Source organism: Streptomyces candidus, assembly GCF_014207445.1.
Classification (GTDB): Bacteria; Actinomycetota; Actinomycetes; order Streptomycetales; family Streptomycetaceae; genus Streptomyces; species Streptomyces candidus.
The window spans coordinates 234222-251988 of record NZ_JACHEM010000009.1 but is presented as its reverse complement, the minus strand read 5'-3'; the positions used below and the strand labels follow the sequence as shown (position 1 = coordinate 251988).

Annotated in this window: 15 protein-coding genes, 2 tRNA genes and 1 pseudogene; 4 read left to right on the top strand and 14 right to left on the bottom strand. The window is 68.4% G+C overall.

Annotated features, from left to right (window positions below; translation table 11 throughout):
- Nucleotides 1-11: 11 nt before the first annotated feature.
- The 5 genes and pseudogenes from HNQ79_RS18900 to HNQ79_RS18880 all read right to left on the bottom strand — a co-directional run bounded on the left by HNQ79_RS18900 (nt 12) and on the right by HNQ79_RS18880 (nt 3733).
- Complete coding sequence (locus HNQ79_RS18900) at nt 12-1502, bottom strand: class E sortase (protein ID WP_373312489.1); 1491 nt, start codon at nt 1500-1502, stop codon at nt 12-14.
- The gene (locus HNQ79_RS18895; RefSeq protein WP_185032545.1) at nt 1499-2143 is read right to left on the bottom strand and encodes an aminodeoxychorismate/anthranilate synthase component II; all 645 of its coding nucleotides are present in this window, start codon (nt 2141-2143) and stop codon (nt 1499-1501) included. Before HNQ79_RS18895 ends, HNQ79_RS18900 begins: the two co-directional genes overlap by 4 nt.
- Nucleotides 2140-2319, bottom strand: coding sequence for a hypothetical protein (locus HNQ79_RS18890; protein ID WP_185032543.1), 180 nt, complete (start codon nt 2317-2319; stop codon nt 2140-2142). Before HNQ79_RS18890 ends, HNQ79_RS18895 begins: the two co-directional genes overlap by 4 nt.
- A gap of 57 nt (nt 2320-2376) precedes the next feature.
- Nucleotides 2377-2776, bottom strand: a pseudogene (locus HNQ79_RS18885) (sortase domain-containing protein); the annotation flags it as partial.
- A gap of 138 nt (nt 2777-2914) precedes the next feature.
- Nucleotides 2915-3733 carry a DUF881 domain-containing protein gene (locus HNQ79_RS18880; RefSeq protein ID WP_185032541.1) on the bottom strand — a complete coding sequence of 273 codons (819 nt, stop codon included), beginning with the start codon at nt 3731-3733 and terminating at the stop codon, nt 2915-2917.
- 149 nt (nt 3734-3882) lie between these two features.
- Between HNQ79_RS18880 and crgA the strand changes: the two genes are divergently transcribed.
- Complete coding sequence (gene crgA / locus HNQ79_RS18875) at nt 3883-4140, top strand: cell division protein CrgA (protein WP_185032539.1); 258 nt, start codon at nt 3883-3885, stop codon at nt 4138-4140.
- 296 nt (nt 4141-4436) lie between these two features.
- Here the strand turns inward: crgA and HNQ79_RS18870 are convergent, their stop codons facing one another.
- Nucleotides 4437-5354 carry a rhomboid family intramembrane serine protease gene (locus HNQ79_RS18870; RefSeq protein ID WP_185032537.1) on the bottom strand — a complete coding sequence of 306 codons (918 nt, stop codon included), beginning with the start codon at nt 5352-5354 and terminating at the stop codon, nt 4437-4439.
- Nucleotides 5355-5365: 11 nt separating this feature from the next.
- Nucleotides 5366-5896, bottom strand: a complete 531-nt coding sequence (locus tag HNQ79_RS18865; RefSeq protein WP_185032534.1) for a peptidylprolyl isomerase — start codon at nt 5894-5896, stop codon at nt 5366-5368.
- A gap of 333 nt (nt 5897-6229) precedes the next feature.
- Here HNQ79_RS18865 and HNQ79_RS18860 point away from each other — a divergent pair, with 333 nt between their 5' ends.
- Complete coding sequence (locus tag HNQ79_RS18860) at nt 6230-6928, top strand: DUF5324 family protein (RefSeq protein WP_185032532.1); 699 nt, start codon at nt 6230-6232, stop codon at nt 6926-6928.
- A 98-nt stretch (nt 6929-7026) separates the two neighbouring features.
- On the opposite strand, the gene HNQ79_RS18855 is transcribed toward HNQ79_RS18860, so the two are convergent.
- Nucleotides 7027-7099, bottom strand: a tRNA-Ala gene (locus HNQ79_RS18855).
- 161 nt (nt 7100-7260) lie between these two features.
- On the opposite strand from HNQ79_RS18855, the gene HNQ79_RS18850 reads away from it, so the two are divergent.
- Nucleotides 7261-7809 (top strand): DNA-binding protein, encoded by a 549-nt coding sequence (locus HNQ79_RS18850; RefSeq protein ID WP_185032530.1) that lies wholly within the window; start codon nt 7261-7263, stop codon nt 7807-7809.
- 72 nt (nt 7810-7881) lie between these two features.
- Nucleotides 7882-9426 carry a serine/threonine-protein kinase gene (locus HNQ79_RS18845; protein ID WP_185032528.1) on the top strand — a complete coding sequence of 515 codons (1545 nt, stop codon included), beginning with the start codon at nt 7882-7884 and terminating at the stop codon, nt 9424-9426.
- 49 nt (nt 9427-9475) lie between these two features.
- Here HNQ79_RS18845 and HNQ79_RS18840 read toward each other — a convergent pair whose 3' ends face one another.
- From HNQ79_RS18840 to gyrB, 6 genes are all read right to left on the bottom strand, one after another.
- Entirely contained in the window at nt 9476-10984 is a 1509-nt protein-coding gene (locus HNQ79_RS18840; protein ID WP_229923259.1) for a hypothetical protein, read from the bottom strand.
- A 635-nt stretch (nt 10985-11619) separates the two neighbouring features.
- Entirely contained in the window at nt 11620-11754 is a 135-nt protein-coding gene (locus HNQ79_RS33250; RefSeq protein WP_003958712.1) for a DLW-39 family protein, read from the bottom strand.
- A gap of 158 nt (nt 11755-11912) precedes the next feature.
- A tRNA-Ile gene (locus tag HNQ79_RS18830) sits at nt 11913-11986 on the bottom strand.
- 84 nt (nt 11987-12070) lie between these two features.
- Nucleotides 12071-12715: a DUF3566 domain-containing protein gene (locus HNQ79_RS18825; RefSeq protein ID WP_185032524.1), complete on the bottom strand. Its 645-nt coding sequence runs from the start codon at nt 12713-12715 to the stop codon at nt 12071-12073.
- A 93-nt stretch (nt 12716-12808) separates the two neighbouring features.
- A complete protein-coding gene (gene gyrA, locus HNQ79_RS18820; protein ID WP_185032523.1) occupies nt 12809-15427 on the bottom strand; it encodes a DNA gyrase subunit A in 2619 nt (872 codons plus the stop codon).
- Between the two features lie 42 nt (nt 15428-15469).
- A complete protein-coding gene (gene gyrB / locus HNQ79_RS18815) occupies nt 15470-17575 on the bottom strand; it encodes a DNA topoisomerase (ATP-hydrolyzing) subunit B (protein ID WP_185032521.1) in 2106 nt (701 codons plus the stop codon).
- Nucleotides 17576-17767 lie beyond the last annotated feature (192 nt).

Here is a 17767-nt window from a genome sequence, read left to right as displayed (position 1 = left end):
AACCGCTGAGCTCAACCGCCGAGCGCCGCCGGTATGCCCTTGCTCCGAGGCCGCTCCTCGACCATCTTGCCCCAGACGATCAGCCGGTACGTGCTGGTGAATTCCGGCGTGCACGTGGTCAGGGTGAGATACCGGCCGGGCTTGCTGAAGCCGGACCCAGGCGGCACCGGCTGGATGACGCCGACGTTCGACGGGGAGGTCTGCGGCAGCATCGACGTCATCTCGTACGTGTAGAAGGCGTCCTGTGTCTCCACGACGATCTTGTCGCCCTTGACCAGACGGTTGACGTAACGGAACGGCTCCCCGTGCGTGTTGCGGTGGCCCGCGACAGCGAAGTTGCCCTGCTTGTCGGAGGGCATCGCCGTCTTGAGTTTGCCCTCCGCGTAGTGGCCGACCATGCCCCGGTCGAGCACTTTGTGCTTGTCGATGCCCTCCGCCACGGGCACCTTCACGTCCAGCTTCGGGATGTGCATGATGGCGAAGCCCTGGCCCGGTTCGAACGCCCCGGCCGCCCTCGGCTTCGCACCGTCCTTCGCCCAGTCGTTCTGCAGGCTGTGCGCGGCCCCGTCCGCATGCATCCCGGCGCGGACGTTGGTCCACCACAACTGGTACGTCACGAACAGGAGCATCACCACTCCGAAGGTGATGAACAGTTCCCCGATCAGCCGGCTGACGACAACCCCGGGGCTCTCCTTCTTCTCCGGCGACGAACCACCCTGCGCCGCCCTTCGGCGCTGGGCCCGACCGCCGCCACCGGGAGCTCCGGCCCTGGGCACGGAGGCGTCGCTCTGCTCGCCCTCCGGGGCGAACTGCGGTCCCCGTTCGGCTATTCGTTGCGGGGGGCGGGCCGGGGGCGAAGCCGGGTGTCCGGCGGGGGCCCCCGGGGGGACCGTCTGCGGAGACACCACCTGCAGCGCCATCGTCACGCTGTCGACGGGCGTCTCACGGACCGCGTGGCGTGGCTCCGTCCGCTGCCCATGAGTCTGCCGGCCGGGCGCGTACGCCTGCGGTGTCTGCTGCTGGCCGTACCAGTCGCGCCGGTATCCCTCGGGGTCGTACCACTCCTGCGGTTCCTGGTGCCGGGACGGGTCGGGGTACTGCTGATACGGGGACGGCTCCGGGTACTGCTGCGGCTGTACGGTTCCCGGCTGAGCTGCGTACGGGTCGTATTCCCCGGGCTGCTCCTGGTACTGCTGTGCCTGTGCGGCCCCCTGCTGTCCCATGTACGGGTCGTACGCCCCGGGCGGCTCCGGGTACTGCTGTGCCTGTGCAGGCCCCTGCTGTGCCACGTACGGGTCGTAGGCACCGGACGCTCCCGGCACCCACCCTGACCGCTGCAGGTCCGGCAGCGGGTCGCTCAGCGGGTCCGCGAGGTCGTCCACCGCCGCGCCGAGGGCATCCTGCGCCCCGTACGCCTGCTGGGGCTCGTATCCGTACTCGTACTCGCGGCCGCGCGCCGGGGACACACCGTAGGGATCGTGCTCGGGGCGCAGCGACGTCACGCGACGGCCTTGCCCACACCCACCACCGGAGCCAGCCCCGCCGAGCGGCCCACGGCCTCCGTGTCGCCGCATTGCGCGAGCCAGTTCGCGAGCATCAGGTGTCCCCACTCGGTCAGCACCGACTCCGGGTGGAACTGCACCCCCTCGACCGGCCGGTCGCGGTGCCGCAGCCCCATCACGATGCCGTCCTCGGTGCGGGCGGTCACTTCTAGCTCCGCCGGAACCGACTCCGGTTCGGCGGCGAGCGAGTGATAGCGGGTCGCGGTGAACGGCGAGGGCAGCCCCGCGAAGACGCCGGCACCCTCGTGCAGCACGGGCGACGTCTTGCCGTGCAGCAGTTCCGGCGCCCGTCCGACCACGCCTCCGTAGGCCACCGCCATCGACTGCATGCCCAGGCAGACCCCGAAGACCGGAATGCCGTTGTCCGCGCAGTGCCGGACCATGTCGACGCAGACGCCCGCCTGCTCGGGCGCGCCCGGCCCCGGTGACAGCAGCACACCGTCGAAGCCGTCCTGGGCGTGGGCGAGTTCCACCTCGTCGTTGCGCAGCACCTCGCACTCGGCGCCCAGTTGGTAGAGGTACTGAACGAGGTTGAAGACGAAGCTGTCGTAGTTGTCGACGACCAGGATGCGTGCGCTCATGATCCGTTCGATCCGTTCTGTCCATCGACCGTGACGTCACCGAACGGCAGCAGCGGCTCCGCCCACGGGAACACGTACTGGAAGAGCACGTACACCGCCGCCAGGATCAGGACGAACGAGATGAACGCCCGCACCCATGCGTTGCCCGGCAGATGCCGCCAGATCCAGCCGTACATGCTGTCCCTTCCCGTTCGGTGGTGACCAGAGTAAAGGGCCGGGGCAACCCATCGGGGTCAGCCGGGCAAAGCGCGCGGCACGCCCTTGCCCACGGGCTGCGTGGCCTCCAGGTGCGCCCACACGATCAGCCGGTGACTGCTGCCCCATTGGGGTCGCACGTGGTCAGGTCCAGATACCGGTCCGGTCCGCCGTATCCGGCCTTGCGGGGCGCCGGGTCGACGACCACGACATCGCCGGGCACGGTCCGGTAGGGCTCGGTGTCGACGCGGTACGTGAACCAGGTGGTGCCGTCGTCGATCACCACCGCGTCGCCGGGCCGCAGCGCGGGGAAGTCCTTGAAGGGGTCGCCGTAGGTCCTGCGGTGCCCGGCGACCGCGAAGTTCCCCGTCTCCCCGGACACGCGGTACCCGCGTAGTGGCCGAGGCCCGTACGTCGTCCCGTGGACTGGAGTGCGGGCGGCCAACGCCTCGGACGGGCAGATCGACTCGCTGCGCGACGAATGGGCGCAGCTGCGCCCGCGGTGATGCAGATCTCGCTGAAGGCCCGCACCCACGCCCGTACCGACACGGCGTGGTCACCCTCCGTGACGCGCGGCTACTGCTGGACGGGCTTCGCGTAGTGGAGATCCACTGTGCCCGAATAGCCGGAGAGAGTCAGCGACTCGTGCTCGTCGACTTTCCACCCGAGGCCGTAGGCCTTGACGTACAGCTGGTAGTTCTGCAGGGCGGGGGAGGCGGCGAGCGACCTCTTGAGGCGACCGCGGTCGCCCACTGCGGTGACGGTGTACGGCGGTGAGTAGACGCGTCCCTGGAGGATCAGGGTGTTGCCGACGCAGCGCACGGCGCTGGTGGAGATGAGGCGCTGGTCCATGACCCGGATGCCCTGGGCGCCGCCCTCCCACAGGGCGTTGACGACGGCCTGGAGGTCCTGCTGGTGGATGACCAGGTCGTTCGGGTGCGGTTTCGGGTAACCGGGGTTGGCCGTCGCGCCGGGCGGGGCGTCATTCAGGGTGACGGTGAGTGCCTGGCCGGCGATCTTCTTGGTTCCCGCGGCTTGCTCCAGGGCACCGAGCCGGGCGTCCTCGGCCTCGGTGCTCCCGTCGTCGCGGCGGGCGAGGGCATCGACTTCCTTGCGGGCGAGGCTGGTGGATTTCTCCAGTTCCTCGTTCTTCGCGCTGCGCTGTCGGGTGAGGTCGGAGAGCTTCAGCAGGGAGTCGTCGCTGCGGATATTGGTGCCCTTGGCGGTGCTGAAGCTGGTGACGAAGATGAGGCCGGCAAGAGCGAAGACTGCAGCGGTCAGCAGCCGCACCGGCCGCAGCGAGAACCGTCGCGAGTGCTTCGTCCCGGTCACCGGCGCATCCCGATCGTGCGTCGGGTTCCCCGCCGGGTCTGGGGCGTCGGCAGAATTGCTCATACCCTTATCTCCTTCGACGCCGCGGAAGCACTACGCTAACGGACGCCCGGGGGAGGCCGTGTGCGTCCCCGACGGCTCCAGCCCTGCCCCTTGGCATCACGCCACAGTTCCCTGCGCGGTCACGCAGCGCATCGACAGGAGAGTCCCTCGTGCCGAAGTCACGTATCCGCAAGAAGGCCGAATTCACGCCTCCGCCCGCCACGAAGCAGGCGACCGCCATCAAGCTGACGAGCCGCAGCTGGGTGGCGCCGGTGATGCTGGCGCTCTTCCTCATCGGTCTCGCCTGGATCGTGCTGTTCTACGTGACCGAGGGCGAGCTGCCCTTGAAGAGCCTCGCGAACTGGAACATCGTCGTCGGCTTCGGCTTCATCGCCGCCGGCTTCGGCGTCTCCACGCAGTGGAAGTAAGCGTTTGAGAGGCACTTCTCAGGTCGTTCCACAAGCACTGCCCAGAACTGTCCACAGCGTTATCCACACCTGAGGAAAAGTTACGACGATCTGTGGATAACTCTCAGGCTGTTGACGCCAGTGTGATCGCATCCTCACCCCGCGACCTACTGAAGCCCCTTGTCCTGGCCGGAAAGACCCAGCTCAGCGACAAGGGGCTCAGTTGTTCCCCGCCTTCCGCACAGCATGCACAGCTCTGGCCACGCGCTGTGGACAACGAGCAGGGGAGCAGTCCCACAGCCGCTCCCCATGCGTCTTCACAGAGTCAGCGAGGCCGTTCTGACCAGCACGGTCACCAACACCGCGGCGAAGACCAGGCCGAAAGCCCCGTACTGCACCAGCGCCCGCTTCTCCCGCGGGGCGTGCACCAGGGCGAGCGCGAGCAGCGCGCCCGCGACGAGCCCGCCGATGTGGGCTTCCCAGGCGATGTTGGAGCCGCCGAAAGTGAAGATCAGGTTGATCACCAGCAGGGCGATCACGGGCCGCATGTCGTAGTTCATGCGCTTCATCAGGACCGCGGTCGCTCCGAGCAGCCCGAAGATCGCACCGGAGGCACCGAGCGAAGGCTGGTTCGGCGCGGCGACGGCGTAGGTGAGCGCACTGCCCGCAAGACCCGACAGCAGGTACAGCGCGAGGAACCGGGCCCGCCCGAGCGCCGCCTCCAGCGGCCCGCCGAGCCACCACAGACCGAGCATGTTGAAGGCGATGTGCCAGATCTCCTCGTGCAGGAACATCGCCGTGAACAGCCGGTACCACTCGCCCGTGGCCACCCCGTCGAGGAGGACGTACGGCGGCGCGGCCACGCCCCCGATGAGGTAGAACTCCCGCAGGATCCGCTCACCCGCCGGCGCCAGGGACACGACGGCGAAGACCGCCAGGTTCAGCCCCACCAGGATCTTGGTGACGAGCCGGGGGTCCCCCGCGTGCACCACGCCGCCCACGACGTTTCGCGGCTGGCTGGCGCCGGGTGCGTGGCCGGTTCCCGACCCGCTGCGTACGCAGTCCGGACAGTGGAAACCCACTGACGCGTCGACCATGCAGTCGGTACAGATCGGCTTCTCGCACCGGGTGCACCGAATGCCGGTCTCCCGGTCGGGGTGCCGGTAGCAGTGCGGCAGCCCCCCGTCGGAATCAGCGGGCCGCTGCGAATCCGGGCTCTTCGGCGGCTGCTCCATGCCGTCCATTGTCACGACCTCGACTCAACGACGACTGTCTGAAGAACGATGTCCTGAACCGGGCGTTCCGTGCGCGCGTTGATGTCAGCCCGCGCGATGGCGTCGACGACTTTCTTACTCGCTTCGCCGACCACCTCGCCGAAAATGGTGTGCTTGCGGTTGAGCCACATCGTCGGCTCGACGGTGATGAAGAACTGCGAACCGTTGGTGCCGGGACCCGCGTTGGCCATCGCCAGCAGATACGGCTTGTTGAACGCGAGCTCGGGGTGGAACTCGTCCGCGAACTCGTAGCCGGGTCCGCCGAGACCGTTTCCGAGCGGGTCGCCGCCCTGGATCATGAAGCCACTGATCACCCGGTGGAAGATCGTTCCGTCGTACAGCTTGTCGGTGGTCCGCTCCCCGGTCGAAGGATTGGTCCACTCCCGTTCACCCGTGGCCAGTTCGACGAAGTTGCGGACCGTCTTGGGCGCGTGGTGCGGCAGCAGCCGGATGTCGATGTCGCCCTGGCTGGTCTTGAGTGTGGCGTAAAGCTGCTCGGCCACGGATCTGCCTCCCGCTGAAGTCCTCGTCACCCGCCGTCAGTAGTGCGTCAGGCGTCCGTCGATCCTCCCACGGGGCGTCGCGGAGCCGCCCGCAGCCGGCCCCCACGACAGGTTTTCTTCGCACGAGTCCGTGCGGAACCGACGCGTCCGGCCGCGAAGCGTGGCATTGTCGTCCGGAGTTCCCCTTGCACCGTATTTGCCCCACGGTCGTCGTTCATGGCCGTTCATGACCCGGATGCCCGCCCACACGTGCCGGGTGTGGTGCTGACGGGCATGATTTCGATTCGGGCGGACACACGCATAGCCGAAGCGCCACCGAGGAGGAGGATTTCCGTGACCCGTAAGGACAGCGTGCGCAACGCGACCAGTACGGCGAAGGACAGCGTGCGACACGCCGCCGAAGTGGTGGCGCCCTACGCGGGCACGGCCAAGGAAACGGCCGTGCAGTACGCGCACGAAGCCCGGACACGGCTCGCGCCGCGGGTTTCCCAAGCCACCGAGCAGGCCCGCGCCCAGTACGGGGCGCATCTCGCCCCTCGTATCGAGCAGGCCCGCACCCACGTACCGGCTCGCGTGGACGAGGCGGCCCACAAAGCGGCCGTCGTGACGAAGAAGGCCGCCCGGCAGGCCGCGGACTACACCGTTCCGCGCGTCGAGCACGCCGTGGCGGTGGCCACCCCCGTACGGGACGAGGCGACCGCGCGCAGTGCGGCGGCTCTCGCCGCCCTGCGCGGCCAGGTCTCCCCCAAGGAGGTCCAGAAGCTGGTGCGCAAGCACGAGCGCCGGGCCCGCACCGGCCGTCTCGCCAAGCGCCTGACGGTGCTGGGCCTGCTTGCGGGCGGTGCCTTCGCCGCATGGAAGTGGTGGGACAAGCAGGCCAACCCGGACTGGCTCGTGGAGCCCCCGGCCGCCACCGAGGTCCACGACCGCACCCCGTTGACCACGGTCGACGGCAGTGGTCAGGCCGCGCTCGACCCCGAGGTGCAGGCGAAGCAGGCGGAAGCCGAGGCGGCGGACCCCAAGGACCGCTGACACCGGACCCGCCCCGAGTGACGGCAAAGACCCCCCGAGCTGCGAAGTGCAGCCCGAGGGGTCTTTGTCATGCCATTGGATCCTCTGCGGATCCGCTGTGGAGCCTAGGAGATTCGAACTCCTGACATCTGCCTTGCAAAGGCAGCGCTCTACCAACTGAGCTAAGGCCCCGGAAAGGGTGTCGGGAAGCGAGCGGAACAGCACCCGGCGACCGACGGACACCAGAGTAGCGGGTGTCCCCGGTAATTTCGCAAACAGATTGGGGCTCCCCGCCGACGACCACTCTCCGTAAGATGCACCGCGAGGTTCGCAGCAGCGAAGGGGAGACGCAGATGGACGCAGCACAGCAGGAAGCCGCGGCGAGAGCCAGGGAGCTTCAGCGCAGTTGGTACGGGGAGCCGCTGGGGGCGCTCTTCCGCCGCCTCATAGACGACCTGGGCCTCAACCAAGCCAGGCTCGCCGCCGTACTCGGCCTGTCCGCGCCCATGCTGTCCCAGCTGATGAGCGGCCAGCGGGCCAAGATCGGCAACCCGGCGGTGGTCCAGCGCGTGCAGGCGCTGCAGGACCTCGCGGGCCAGGTCGCGGACGGCAGCGTCAGCGCGGGGGAGGCCACCGACCGAATGGAAGAGATCAGGAAGTCGCAGGGCGGATCGGTGCTGAGCACCACCAGCCAGACGACGTCCAGTTCGGGCGCGCCAACAGTGCGCCGCGTGGTCCGCGAGATCCAGTCGCTGCTGCGGTCGGTGGCGGGGGCGGGGGACATCATCCACGCAGCGGATTCCCTCTCCGCCGACCATCCGGAACTGGCAGAGTTCCTGCGGGTGTACGGGGCCGGGCGCACCGCCGAGGCGATCGCGCACTACGAGGCACACCAGAGCTGACGGCCGGCCGGAAGCGGACGGGCGAGCCGTACGGAAGCGGTACGAAGCGGATCGGGGAGCGGGCGCAGCGCAATGGGTGAAGTATTCGCGGGGCGGTACGAGCTGATCGACCCGATCGGCCGGGGCGGGGTGGGCGCGGTCTGGCGCGCCTGGGACCACCGGAGGCGGCGTTACGTCGCCGCGAAGGTCCTTCAGCAGAGCGACGCGCACACCCTGTTGCGCTTCGTCCGCGAACAGGCACTGCGCATCGACCATCCGCATGTCCTGGCGCCTGCCAGCTGGGCGGCGGACGACGACAAGGTGCTGTTCACGATGGACCTGGTGGCCGGCGGGTCGCTCGCCCACGTCATCGGGGACTACGGCCCGCTCCCGCCCCGGTTCGTCTGCACCCTCCTCGACCAGCTCCTCGCGGGACTGGCCGCCGTGCACGCGGAGGGCGTCGTGCACCGCGACATCAAGCCCGCGAACATCCTCATGGAGGCCACGGGCGCCAGCCGCCCGCACCTGCGGCTGTCCGACTTCGGCATCTCCATGCGCAAGGGCGAACCCCGCCTCACCGAGACGGATTACGTCTTCGGAACGCCGGGCTACTTCGCACCCGAACAGCTGCTGGGTGCCGAACCGGACTTCCCGGCCGACCTGTTCGCGGTCGGCCTGGTCGCCCTCTACCTACTCCAGGGCCGCAAACCGGACTCCAGGGCGCTGGTCGAACACTTCTCCACGTACGGAGTTCCCGCCGCCCCGCAAGGCATTGAGGAGCCGCTGTGGCAGGTCGTGGCGGGCCTGCTCCAGCCCGACCCGCAGGCCCGGTTCCGTACGGCCACAGGAGTCCGCAAGGCACTGACCACAGCGGTCGAGATGCTGCCGGACGCCCACCCCGACGAGGACCCCGTCGAGGTGTTCGACCAGATCGGCCCCCTCCCGGCGGGCTTCGGCCCGTCGGGCCCCGAACGTTCCCCGCACACCTCCGACCCCCGCCCGTCCCGAGCCGCCGCCTCCCATTCGTCGCGCGGCCGTGACTCCGCCACCCCGGCCCACCGCGCGCGGCCCCCCGTCACCCCGCCCCCCAGCGTGCCGCCCCACCACGGTCCGTCGCCCGAGTCCGCCCAGGCGCCGACCACCCCGGGCGGGCAAACGTACTCACCGCCCGGCCAGACGTACTCGCCCGGCCAGGCCCCCGCCTCTTCCGCGTCCTCGACGTCGCAGGCGGCCGGCGGCTCGATGTCGCAGACCGGCAGCTTTCACCTCGCGCCGCCACCGCAGGCCGCCCCGTCCCCCGCACCTGGCCACCCGGCCCCTCCCCACTACGGGACACCGCCTGACTCTTCCCAGGCCCTCACCGGTGCGGTCGCTCACCAGCAGCCCGCCACCCGTGGCTACACCTCTCCCGCTCCCGGGCCTGCGGCACCCTCGGCGCCGCAGGTCCGGCAGCACCCGCATGCCGCTCCCCACCCCGAGTTCGCACCGCACCCTCCGCTCGGACCGCACCCGCAGCCTGCGCCCGCCAGGGCGGCCTCGCGACGACGGCCGGGCCCGCCCCCGAAGGTGACGGTCCCGGTCCTGGTGCTCGCCCTGCTGTGTTTCGCCGTGGGCTTCTGGGCCCTGACACAGGCCTGAAGCGCCCTGTCGGCGCCCAGCCCGCCGACAGGCGGGCCCTGCACCCGGTCTAGAAGCCTGCGGGCGGCCCGTACCTCTGCTCCTGGTGCTGTGGCACGGCGGCCGACGCGGAGCCGGGGACCTCCGTGCCCGCCCGCCGACGAGCCAGCAGCGTCCACACTCCGAGCCCGAGGACGAGCACGGTCCCTGAGCCGATCCCGGCCGCCGCGACCACCCGCATCGTGCCGCTGCGCTCCTCCTGCGCTGCGCTCACCCCGTCGGCCGCCGCCTCCCGGTCTTCGTCCGAGACGCCGAAGTCGCCCGCAGCTCCCGCGTAGGCGGGTCCGGCCTTTCCCTCCTCGCCCTTGACGCCGACTCGCAGCGTCATCCCGTAGGACTGGTCACCGAAGACCTTGCCCACCTTGGGATTCAACGTGACCCGCAGGTAGTACCAGCCGGCCAGCTGCATGTTCTTGTCGCCGCTGCTGGAGGTGAAGCGATTCTCGTACGCCACGGGCGGGAGCGGGTCCATCGACGCCGACTTCTGCTTCCCGTCGTACAGAAGCGGGTTCGCTTGCTGCACGAAGCCGCGCGCCGGGTTGAACAGGGCGAAGGACAGCGCGCTGCCGACGGCACCCTTCTTCTCACCGACCGCGCTGTGCAGGTCGATGTCGGAGAAGATCTGCTGTCCCCAGTCGACCGGCACCCGGTAGAACAGCGACTCTCCGGGCCTGATCCCGTCGCTCCATTCACCAGTGGTCAGCCCGGTGGCATCGTTGAAGCCGGTGCCACCATGGCGCTTCTGCGGGCCGCCGGTGGGCGGGTCGGGAGAGGCACTGGGCCAGCTCTCCGCGGCCTTCGTCGGCCCTGCCGTCTTGAGGCCGGGTTCGGTCTGGTGGCGGATCTCCAGGTCCCAGTTCTCCGGCGCGGACGTCGCCGAACTGCCCCGCTCGACCAGTACGTAGTACGTGCCGGCGTCCTGGCAGCTCCTGGAGCCCTTTTCGATCAGCCTGCCCGCGTACGTGCTGAGCGGCCGCGCGTAGCCGTCCGAACCGCCGAAGGACACCCGGTCGCCCGGGTCGCAGGAACTGCTGTCGCGGTCCAGGACGGACACCTTCAGATCGTCGCCCGATCCGACCTTGGCGCCGAGCTTTGGCACGGCGACGGCCGATACGTACGCGTTCGTCCGTGCGTCGAGGTCCAGCCGGTAGAACCGTTTGCCCGTCGGTTCGATGCTGTCCCTGTACGTCCTCCCGGCCGCCAGGGCCGGAGCCTCCGCCGTACTCACCGCACCCCGGACCGGCTGGGCCGCCGTGGCGAAGACGTAGGGGGCGGGCTCATCCGCCCACGCCTGCCCGGGGAGCCCCGCCACCACGCACAGCGCCGCTGTCCCGGCAAGCACCCCCCGGAGCGCCCGGCGTCCCTCGTAGCTGCTGCGCTGTCCCTTCACACGCCACCCCTCTTCCGTGTCCCCGGTCGTCCGTCGCCGCACCGCCAGAAGCACGAGAGCGGCCACCTTCCCTATCGCTCCACCGGCTGCCACCGCGCTCGCGATGGACCATCCTGCCTCGCGCCCCATGGAACTGTCTGTCCGGGTGGGTGACTTCCCAGCCGACGCACGGCCGCGCGGACCTCCGCCCTCGCAAGCGGCTTTCTGCTCGCGGGTCCTGAGCGTTCGTCACCTCGACGGCAATCCATGTGCGGCACGTTGCCCGGGCAGCCTCTAAGCAGCCCCGAGAAGGCCCTGTGCGGCCCGTGGAGGAATCTACGACGGACGGAAGCGCGGAGGCGCCCCGGCGGGTCTTACGCCGCGCACGAACCGCATCACTGGCTGGGGGCCGAGTGCTTGTTCAGTCACGGCGTCGGACTGGCGACCGTTGGCCAGTCCACGTCGAGCCAGGCGTTTCACGTGAAACATCACCGATCGCAGCACACTGTGTTTCACGTGAAACAGCAACCGCTCCTGCTGCGAGCAAGCCCAGCGATGATTGGCGGCCATGGCAGTCCCCGCCCTCATCCCACACTCGCCGCTTCTTCCGGGTTTCCCTGCATTCGCTCCCGCAAGTCAGCGCTTTGCACAGCGGAACACGGGCGTGAATTCGCCCCGATCCCGGAACGGCAACATGCCCGCAGAGCACTCACATGGCCGTTCCGGCACAGCACAGGGCCCCGGCCGCTCGAAGCGGCCGGGGCCCTGTGGGTGACTACTGGGGCTCAGACACCCGAACCTGCGGGCACGGAGTCAGTCGCCTCCGTCCACAGATCCTGCTCGGCGCGATCCGCCTGGATCTGGCGGTACACGAGGAGCCCGCCAATGGCGGCCAGTGCGACCAGGAGAAGCTTCTTCACCGCGCGACCTCGTCTTTCCTTGACGTAGGAGACCTTTGGCGGCCGACTATACACACCGACCGATACCGATCGGTGACCTACGGGGTGCGCCAACTTTCCGACGCACAAAACCGGTTGGCCCGGACGAGGAATTCCTCGTCCGGGCCAACCGGTCACTGTGGGGCTAACAGGATTTGAACCTGTGGCCTCATCCTTATCAGGGATGCGCTCTAACCAACTGAGCTATAGCCCCGCCGCGCTCGCGCGCTGACTCCTGAAGATTAGCGCACGTGGGGGGAAGTCCCAAAATCGGTTCCCCACCCCCCACCACGAGGCCCTACTCGTCCTCGGCGAGCGTGAGCTCCACGCCGCCCACGAAACCGGCCGAGAGGTTGTAGATGAACGCCCCCAGCGTCGCAAGAGCCGTCGCCAGCACCACGTCGATCACCGCGATCACCGAGGTGAAGATCAGCACCCGAGGCAGCGACAGGAACGACTGGAGGTCGAACCCGACGCTCTCCACGGAGCCGGCCGTCGAACTCGTCGCCTCACTGATCGTGCCGCCGACGGTCTCGAAGACGCCCATGGCATCCATGACCATCCACAGCACGGCCGCCGCGATCACCGTGCAGATACCCAGCGCGATCGACAGCAGGAAGCTGACCTTCATCACCGACCATGGGTCGGCCTTCGCCACCCGCAGCCGCGCCTTGCGCGTACGAGGCGTCGTCCGTGCCCCCGTACGAGGACGACGCACCGCCGCCTCCGCCTGCTCGCCCTGCGTGCCTCCACCGGCCTGCTGGGGGCCACGCTGCCCGCCGTGCGTGCCGCCGCCACCCGCGGGGGCAGCTTGGTACGCCTGAGGCGGGTGGTACGGCTGGGAGTCCGGCCCCTGGGCCGGCTTGTCCCGCTCGCCGGGCAGCGGCCCCGCCGCATACCCGTCGTACCCCTGTGGGGGCTGCGGCCCCCGGGTATCTGTCACAGTTCCCCCCTGGGAGTCCGCGGCAGAGCCACGGGCACCGGGTGCTCCGGCCCCGGAAGCTTTTTTTCCGGTGCCCGTGGCTCCACTCACGACTTACTCCTCGCGCTCCCCAGCCGAGGACTCTGCGCCCTCGGCTACTTCGGCCGCGGTCATGGCAGTGACCGCACTGTCCACATCGGTCTCCGGCCCGTTCTCGGCACCGTCGACCTCCTCGGCCTCACGACCGGCCTCGGCGTTGCGGGCGATGCCGACGACGGCATCCCGCTTGCCCAGGTTGATCAGTTGGACGCCCATGGTGTCACGGCCCGTCTCCCTGACTTCGTTGACTCGCGTACGAATCACACCACCGCCGAGGGTGATGGCGAGGATCTCGTCCGTCGCCTCCACCACCAGCGCGCCCACGAGCGAGCCCCGGTCCTCCACGATCTTGGCGGCCTTGATGCCCAGACCACCGCGACCCTGGACGCGGTACTCGTCGACCGGGGTGCGCTTCGCGTACCCGCCGTCGGTCGCGGTGAAGACGAACGTACCGGGCCTGACCACATTCATCGAGAGCAGTTCGTCACCCTCACGGAAACTCATGCCCTTCACACCGGACGTCGCCCGGCCCATCGGGCGCAGCGCATCGTCCGTCGCCGTGAACCGGATCGACTGGGCCTTCCTGCTGACCAGCAGCAGATCGTCCTCCGCCGACACCAGCTCCGCACCGATCAGCTCGTCGTCGCTGCCGTCCGCGGTCTCCCGCAGGTTGATGGCGATGACACCACCCGAACGGGGCGAGTCGTAATCCTTCAGCGACGTCTTCTTCACCAGGCCGCCCTTGGTGGCCAGGATCAGGTACGGCGCCGCGTCGTAGTCCCGGATCGCCAGGATCTGGGCGATCTTCTCGTCCGGCTGGAACGCCAGCAGGTTCGCCACGTGCTGGCCTCGCGCGTCACGCCCGGCGTCGGGAAGCTCGTAGGCCTTCGCCCGGTACACCCGGCCCTTGTTCGTGAAGAACAGCAACCAGTGGTGAGTGGTCGACACGAAGAAGTGGTCGACGATGTCGTCCTGCTTCAGCTTCGTACCGCGCACACCCTTGCCGCCGCGCTTCTGCGACCGGTAGTCCTCGGTCTTGGTGCGCTTCACGTAGCCACCGTTGGTGATGGTGACGACGATGTCCTCTTCGGCGATCAGGTCCTCCATGGACATGTCGCCGTCGAAGGGCACCAGCTGCGAGCGCCGGTCGTCGCCGAACTTGTCGACGATGACGGCCAGTTCCTCGCTGACGATGGCACGCTGGCGCTCCGGTGAGGCCAGAATCTCGTTGTACTCGTTGATCTTGGTCTGGAGTTCGTCGTGCTCCGCCACGATCTTCTGGCGCTCCAGGGCGGCCAGCCGGCGCAGCTGCATCTCCAGGATCGCGTTCGCCTGGATCTCGTCGATCGACAGCAGGCCCATCAGTCCCTCACGGGCGATCTCGACCGTGTTGGAGCGGCGGATCAGCGCGATGACCTCGTCGATCGCATCCAGTGCCTTGAGCAGACCGCGCAGGATGTGCGCCCGCTCCTCCGCCTTGCGAAGGCGGAACTTCGTACGGCGGACGATGACTTCGATCTGGTGCGTCACCCAGTGCCTGATGAACGCGTCCAGCGACAGCGTGCGCGGCACCCCGTCGACCAGCGCCAGCATGTTCGCGCTGAAGTTCGACTGCAGGTCGGTGTGCTTGTAGAGGTTGTTCAGCACCACCTTGGCGACGGCGTCGCGCTTGAGCACGACGACCAGACGCTGACCGGTCCGCGAGGAGGTCTCGTCACGGACGTCGGCGATGCCGCCGACCTTGCCGTCCTTCACCAGGTCGGCGATCTTCTGCGCGAGGTTGTCCGGGTTGGTCTGGTACGGGAGCTCCGTCACGACCAGGCACTGACGGTTCTGGATCTCCTCGACCGCAACGACGGCGCGCATCGTGATCGAGCCGCGGCCCGTCCGGTACGCCTCCTCGATGCCCTTGCGGCCCACCACCAGGGCGCCGGTCGGGAAATCAGGGCCCTTGATGCGCTCCAGCAGCGCGTCCAAGACCTCCTCCTGGGAGGCCTCCGGGTTCTCCAGGCACCACTGCGCACCCGCGGCGACCTCGCGCAGGTTGTGCGGCGGAATGTTGGTCGCCATACCGACGGCGATGCCGGACGAGCCGTTGACCAGCAGGTTCGGAAAACGGGACGGCAGAACCGTGGGCTCCTGGTTACGGCCGTCGTAGTTGGCCGTGAAGTCGACGGTCTCCTCGTCGATGTCGCGGACCATCTCCATCGAGAGGTTCGCCATCTTGCACTCGGTGTAGCGCATAGCGGCCGCAGGGTCGTTGCCCGGCGAGCCGAAGTTGCCGTTGGACGCCACCAGCGGCATCCGCATCGACCACGGCTGCGCCAGCCGCACCAGGGCGTCGTAGATCGAGGAGTCGCCGTGGGGGTGGTACGTGCCCATGACGTCACCGACGACGCGGGCGCACTTGTAGAAGCCCTTCTCGGGCCGGTAGCCGCCGTCGTACATCGCGTACAGGACGCGGCGGTGCACGGGCTTCAGACCGTCCCGCACATCGGGCAGCGCACGCGCGACGATGACGGACATCGCGTAGTCGAGGTACGAACGCTGCATCTCGGTCTCGAGTCCGACGGGCTCGATCCGTACGGTCAGATCCTCGGGAGCAGGGGTCACAGGGGTGTTCTCGTCGGCCATTGCTGGTCAAAATCCTTTCGAAGCGGTCAGCGACGGACCGACTCAGATGTCGAGGAAGCGAACGTCCTTGGCGTTGCGCTGGATGAACGAGCGCCGCGCTTCGACGTCCTCGCCCATCAGCACCGAGAACAGGTCGTCGGCCTGGGCAGCGTCGTCCAGAGTGACCTGGCCGAGCACACGGTGGTCGACGTCCATCGTGGTGATGCGCAGCTCCTCGGCATCCATCTCACCGAGACCCTTGAAGCGCTGGAGGTCGCCCTCCTTGATGCGCTTGCCCTGCTGCTCGCCCGCCTCCCGCAGCGCGTCGCGCTCCCGGTCGGAGTAGGCGTACTCGACGTGGTCGCGGCTCCACTTGAGCTTGTACAGCGGCGGACGCGACAGGTACACGTGCCCCGCCTCGACCAGCGGCCGCATGAAGCGGAACAGGAACGTCAGGAGCAGCGTGTTGATGTGCTGACCGTCGACGTCGGCGTCCGCCATCAAAATGATTTTGTGGTAGCGGAGCTTCTCGATGTCGAAGTCCTCGTGCACCCCGGTACCGAAGGCACTGATCAGCGCCTGTACTTCGGTGTTCTGCAGGATCTTGTCGATCCGTGCCTTCTCGACGTTGAGGATCTTGCCTCGGATCGGCAGGATCGCCTGGTACATCGGGTTGCGGCCGGACTTCGCCGAACCGCCGGCGGAGTCACCCTCGACGATGAAGATCTCGCACTTCGTCGGGTCGTTCGACTGGCAGTCGGACAGCTTGCCCGGCAGCGAAGCCGACTCCAGCAGTCCCTTGCGGCGGGTCAGATCCCGGGCCTTGCGGGCCGCGACACGGGCCGTGGCGGCCTGGATCGACTTGCGGATGATGTCCGCGGCCTCGTTCGGATTGCGGTCGAACCAGTCGTTGAGGTGCTCGTGCACGACCTTCTGCACGAAGGTCTTCGCCTCCGTGTTGCCCAGCTTGGTCTTCGTCTGGCCCTCGAACTGCGGCTCGCCCAGCTTCACCGAGATGATCGCGGTCAGACCCTCGCGGATGTCCTCACCCGCGAGGTTGTCGTCCTTCTCGCGCAGGAACTTCTTCTCCCGTGCGTACCGGTTCACCAGACCCGTCAGCGCCGCACGGAAACCCTCCTCGTGCGTACCGCCCTCGTGGGTGTGGATCGTGTTCGCGAACGAGTACACGCCCTCGGTGTACTGCGAATTCCACTGCATCGCGATCTCGACCGAAAGGAGACGCTCCTTGTCCTCGGCCTCCACATCGATGACGGTCGGGTGGATCAGCTCACCCTTGCGCGAGTTCAGGTACTTCACGAAGTCGACGATGCCGCCCTCGTAGTGGTACGTGACCGTACGGACCTGCTCGTCGTCCGCAGTCTCGGGAGTGTCCGCGCCGGCGACGGCCTTCGCGGATTCCCGCTCGTCCGTCAGCTTGATGGTGAGTCCCTTGTTCAGGAACGCCATCTCCTGGAAACGCCGCGACAGTGTCTCGAACGAGTACTCGGTGGTCTCGAAGATGTCGGGGTCGGCCCAGAACGTGACCGAGGTGCCGGTCTCCTCGGTGGCCTCGTGCCGCTCCAGGGGCGCGGTCGGGGCGCCCGCCTTGTACTCCTGCGTCCAGCGGTAGCCCTCCGTCCTGATTTCGACGGCGAGCTTGTACGAAAGCGCGTTCACCACGGAGACACCGACACCGTGCAAACCACCGGAGACCGCGTAGCCCCCGCCGCCGAACTTGCCGCCCGCGTGCAGCACGGTGAGCACGACCTCGACGGCCGGCTTCTTCTCGACCGGGTGGATGCCCACCGGGATGCCTCGGCCGTTGTCGATGACGCGCACGGCGCCATCGGCGAGGATCGTGACGTCGATGGCGTCCGCGTGGCCGGCGAGGGCTTCGTCGACGGAGTTGTCGACAACCTCCTGCACCATGTGATGCAAGCCACGTTCACCGGTCGAGCCGATGTACATGCCGGGCCTCTTGCGGACCGCGTCCAGCCCCTCAAGGACTGTGATCGCGCTGGCGTCGTACGACGAAGTGACCCCGGAGGAAGTGCGCACCGGGGAGGCTGCCTTCACGTCGGTGACCTCGCCGGCTTCGCCGGCAGTGGACGGACTGATCTCGTTGGGGTTGCCGGAATCGGCCACGAAGCGCCCTTTCTGGCACAGCACAGGCCCATCCCCTGCCGTCGGCTGGGGGGATCCCCATCCCCAGGCAGGCAGGAGCGGCTGCGTCGTTCTGTGTGAGTCGACGTGCCCCGCGAAACAAAGCGAGGACTACTGACCAGTCTACCGGTAGCGCGGACATGAATGGGGGTTTGCTGGTGCCTGAGTCCGCATGTGCCGCCCCGAACCGGGGCCGAC

Coding starts and splice junctions, on each gene's coding strand:
- HNQ79_RS18870 (WP_185032537.1), bottom strand. CDS start 5,354: ATGGAGCAGCCGCCGAAGAGCCCGGATTCGCAGCGGCCCGCTGATTCC.
- HNQ79_RS18840 (WP_229923259.1), bottom strand. CDS start 10,984: ATGGGGCGCGAGGCAGGATGGTCCATCGCGAGCGCGGTGGCAGCCGGT.
- HNQ79_RS18845 (WP_185032528.1), top strand. CDS start 7,882: ATGGGTGAAGTATTCGCGGGGCGGTACGAGCTGATCGACCCGATCGGC.
- HNQ79_RS18850 (WP_185032530.1), top strand. CDS start 7,261: ATGGACGCAGCACAGCAGGAAGCCGCGGCGAGAGCCAGGGAGCTTCAG.
- HNQ79_RS18880 (WP_185032541.1), bottom strand. CDS start 3,733: ATGAGCAATTCTGCCGACGCCCCAGACCCGGCGGGGAACCCGACGCAC.
- gyrA (WP_185032523.1), bottom strand. CDS start 15,427: ATGGCCGACGAGAACACCCCTGTGACCCCTGCTCCCGAGGATCTGACC.
- HNQ79_RS18895 (WP_185032545.1), bottom strand. CDS start 2,143: ATGAGCGCACGCATCCTGGTCGTCGACAACTACGACAGCTTCGTCTTC.
- HNQ79_RS18890 (WP_185032543.1), bottom strand. CDS start 2,319: ATGTACGGCTGGATCTGGCGGCATCTGCCGGGCAACGCATGGGTGCGG.